The organism is Flammeovirga sp. EKP202 (assembly GCF_014534745.1).
Taxonomy (GTDB): domain Bacteria; phylum Bacteroidota; class Bacteroidia; order Cytophagales; family Flammeovirgaceae; genus Flammeovirga.
In genome coordinates this window covers 1-3,797 of the sequence record NZ_JACVVP010000106.1, presented here as the reverse complement: position 1 = coordinate 3,797, position 3,797 = coordinate 1, and the positions used below count along the sequence as shown (strand labels likewise).

3 protein-coding genes are annotated in these 3,797 nt (G+C 31.4%); 1 reads left to right on the top strand and 2 read right to left on the bottom strand.

Features of this window, described 5'->3' with window-relative positions; genetic code table 11:
* Window positions 1-199: 199 nt before the first annotated feature.
* On the bottom strand, window positions 200-1,381 hold the full coding sequence (locus tag IC221_RS29120; protein ID WP_188172303.1) for a tyrosine-type recombinase/integrase: 1,182 nt from the start codon (window positions 1,379-1,381) through the stop codon (window positions 200-202).
* 454 nt (window positions 1,382-1,835) lie between these two features.
* On the opposite strand from IC221_RS29120, the gene IC221_RS29115 reads away from it, so the two are divergent.
* Window positions 1,836-2,243: a hypothetical protein gene (locus tag IC221_RS29115; RefSeq protein WP_188172302.1), complete on the top strand. Its 408-nt coding sequence runs from the start codon at window positions 1,836-1,838 to the stop codon at window positions 2,241-2,243.
* A gap of 498 nt (window positions 2,244-2,741) precedes the next feature.
* On the opposite strand, the gene IC221_RS29110 is transcribed toward IC221_RS29115, so the two are convergent.
* Entirely contained in the window at window positions 2,742-3,179 is a 438-nt protein-coding gene (locus tag IC221_RS29110) for a hypothetical protein (protein WP_188172301.1), read from the bottom strand.
* Between the last annotated feature and the right edge of the window lie 618 nt (window positions 3,180-3,797).

Here is a 3,797-nt window from a genome sequence, read left to right as displayed (position 1 = left end):
AATCTCCTTATTTTCTCGAAAAGTTGAAGTCTTGCACATTGGCTCGACTATTCAACACTAACATTTGATAAACACCAAGTTCACATTATTCCAATTAATGTGAACGTGGCGTATATCCAATAGTAAAATAGTTTACTTCACTTAAAGTAGTAAACATATTAAAACTTTCAAACATCATACATCATTATTTTAATATATATTACAAATTATCAAGAGGACTTTTGATCTCACTTACTACTTTCGTGCTTACATGAGTATAAATTTGAGTAGTCATTGCGGAGTTATGTCCCAAAAGAGTTTGTATATATCTTAAATCAACACCATTTTCTAGAAGGTGTGTAGCAAAACTATGTCGAAGTGTATGAACTGTAACTCTCTTATTGATTTTTGACTTAGCAACAGCCCTTTTTAGTACTTTCGAGATCGAGGTTCTACTATACTTTGTCCCTTCTTTTTCTCCTTCAAAAAGGTATTTTTTAGGTCGATACTCTTTGAAATAGTCCCTTAAAATATGAAGATTCTTTTCTGAAAGAATGGTGTTTCTGTCTTTATTCCCCTTCCCTTCTTCAACTCTTATTAGCATCCTTTTCGAGTCAATATCTTTTATTTCAAGGTCGATTAATTCACCAATTCTTAACCCTGCCGAATAGATGGTCATTAAAACTGCTTTATGTTTAAGATTTCTGGTATTCGAAAATATTGATTTCACCTCTTCTGTACTTAAAACAACAGGGAGTTTTTCTTTTTTTCGTGGTCGTTGAATATTATAGAAGCAGTAATCCCTTTCCAAAACTTTCTCTAGATAGAATTTTACAGCATTAAGTGATTGGTTTTGAAAAGAATCAGACCTTTTATCGACTGAAACAATATGAAAAAGATATTGCTCTAAAAGCGTTTTGGATAAGCGTCCATCATCTATAGTACGGATATCATTATATCCTTTTTTGTCAAGGTGATCTAAGTATTTTTGTAACATAGAAGTATAGACTTGAGCAGTATTTAAAGCATATCGATACATCTCTAACTTCTTTGTTAATGCTATCAGGTGTATTGCTGTTTGTTTAGGATAAGAGTGTTGTATTTTTTTATACAAAGCTTCATAACTCCCCTCTTCATCTTTAGTTAAAGCTTCTTTGTTATTACTTTGGAATACTGATTTTGTATCTACCCATGCTATCCCTTTAAATGTTGAGAATACCTTCTGAATGCTTTTATAATCATCAGGAATATAAATACACTCTAATTCTTTACTCCATTTTACATTCGGAAGGGTTTTAATTAATGATTTAATTCCTTCTGTCCATGGAAAGGTTAATTTGATAAACTTTTTATTATTGATTTTAATCGGATTCAAGCGAATAGTACTATTTACTTTTGTCATATTAATTGTGTTTAGGTTGTTTACTTTTGACAAATTTTCAAAAACCTCACTATTTATCCGTGTATTACTCGTTTATACACGTTTATATTTGCTTATTTATTAATTTAGGGAGTAAACTATTATTCTTGAATAAGAAAATAGATAAGCACTAGGACAAAAGTTATGGAACTTTTTTAATGAAGAATGTAGAATTATGGTTCGTAAAATGGTTTTTATGGTGGATCAGTGGACGTTGCAATGCAACATCCCTACAACTGTATCCCTTCATAAATTATATTCTACCAAAAATTGAAAGTAGGCTGTAGGGACGTTGTACTACCACGTCCACTGAACCATAACGCGAACCACTTTTTTTACATTGAAAATGCCCATTTCTTCTGTCCTAGTACTTATAACAACCTTAGTCAGTAATAAGTGCATTACTAAAAAATCATTGCTTAACAAACTTAGATTCATGGAAAACAAAAAGTGTTTATACTGTCAGAAACCTATCACCATAGGAAGGGTCGATAAGAAATTTTGTTCTTCAAGTTGTAGATATGCTTATAACAACACCTTGTCTATGGAACGCTATTCTAATAAGGTTTCCCATAAAAAAATCATAGATCATAATTATAATATTTTAAAGAGTCTATCACCGAAAGGGAAAGGTACAGTGAGAAGAAGTACTGTAGAGGAAATGGGTTATAATTTTAAATTTTTCACCTCATTTTACAGGACAAACAAGCAAAAGACCTACTTCTTTTGTTATGATCTTGGTTATGCTCCGATTTTAGATAATGGTAAAGAAAAACTTCTGATTGTTACTTGGCAAAAGTATATGGAAAGGTATGATTTCAATCCATGGAAAGGTGTACAATAAGAAGAATGACAATTCAATTTGCGGGAAATGAAACGAGCACTAATTTAACATTACATCGAATACATTGCTAACTAAGATTCCGGATAGATGTGATTTTTAGAAATTAGGAGATTTCTGATGATCTGTAGCACACGAATGCCGCTTAAACTTAACATTCGCCCAGTAGGCTTTCTACCTTATTAGTTTGGAAGTGCTTCCCCGACCTTGATGGGAAAAGCGTCAAGAATTTCATGAATTGAGCCGTTAACAATGATTTTATTGTTTGAGCAATGCGAGTTTATAATTATTGTGCCGATAGAAATTAAATTTAGCTTTTGACTTTAAGGCCAGGGTTGATGCTGATTACTAACTCACTATTAACAGATCAAAAGAATAATGTTTTGTAATCATTTACTTAAACTGCAGTTATGTGGGGCGTTTTCGTAAAACACCCCCGCGAACCACAATAAACAACCATTTACTTTCTATAGTATTTAAGGAAAACTTAGTTTACAATGGTTACTCTTTAATTTTAGCCAACTCACCAGTGATATCACAAGGTTCTTCAAATTCATTTTTCTCACCATGCAGGTTGAGCTGAAAACTAGGGGCAGAAGTTAATTGGATTTCGCATTTATAAACAGAACCAACTACTTCTAGATCATAAAGATTTTTATTTTTATCGCTTTTTGTTGCAATACATACGGGTTGAGAATTGATATGTTCATAAATTCGAATCATTAATATATCATTCTCATTAGATAAAACTTGATATAGCACTCCATCTGTTGTTTTGTACCAAGCATTTACCTCAGGGTCGAATTTGGATCCAGGAGTTTTCTTATGATTACCTGGTTTTTCATATTTAGGTCTTGGTTCTTCATTTCTTGATCTTTCATTATCACAAGATGAAAATAAAAGAGAAAAAAGGGCAATGATAATAACTACGTTTTTCATGTTTTTATATTTTTTTAATGATAGATTGTTGAATTATTACATTGCAAATATCTTGAGTAATACGATCTCAAATAAGTAACTTACTGTAACGTGGAGTAATGTTACTCTATCATAAATCTATATTTAAGAAGCCTCTACACTTTAATCTGTTATCGCTAAATATCCTTTTTATAATAGCTCTAATCAAGCAGTATTCATTGAAGGGTAAAGCGTTATGAATTTCAAGTAGTGAGCCGTTAAAAATGATTTTCTTGTTTGAGCAAAGCGAGTTTAAAATCATTGAGACGAGAGGAATAGAATTTTGCTTTTGACTTCTAAGCCATGAATTTTTTACTTCGTTTTTGTGTTAAGGCAAATGAAAAAGACAGCTTGAAAGTAGATAATAGAAAATTTGTAGAAATGCCAATTGAAAGTTGACGGTAATTTAGTTTACAAAGTAGTAAATACATTGTAAACTAAGTTTTCATTAATTTGTATAATTACTTTTATGGAGCATAAAGGGTAGAGTATTGTGGTTCGTGAGGACGTTGCAATGCAACGTCCCTACAGAACTGCATTTTAGAAGATTATTATAGAACCCTTTTCTTTTGACATATAATCAGACAATCATTTAGTAAT

What these genes read in the sequence shown, in the direction of transcription:
- IC221_RS29120 (WP_188172303.1), bottom strand. Translation starts at nt 1,381, where the DNA reads ATGACAAAAGTAAATAGTACTATTCGCTTGAATCCGATTAAAATCAAT.
- IC221_RS29110 (WP_188172301.1), bottom strand. Translation starts at nt 3,179, where the DNA reads ATGAAAAACGTAGTTATTATCATTGCCCTTTTTTCTCTTTTATTTTCA.
- IC221_RS29115 (WP_188172302.1), top strand. Translation starts at nt 1,836, where the DNA reads ATGGAAAACAAAAAGTGTTTATACTGTCAGAAACCTATCACCATAGGA.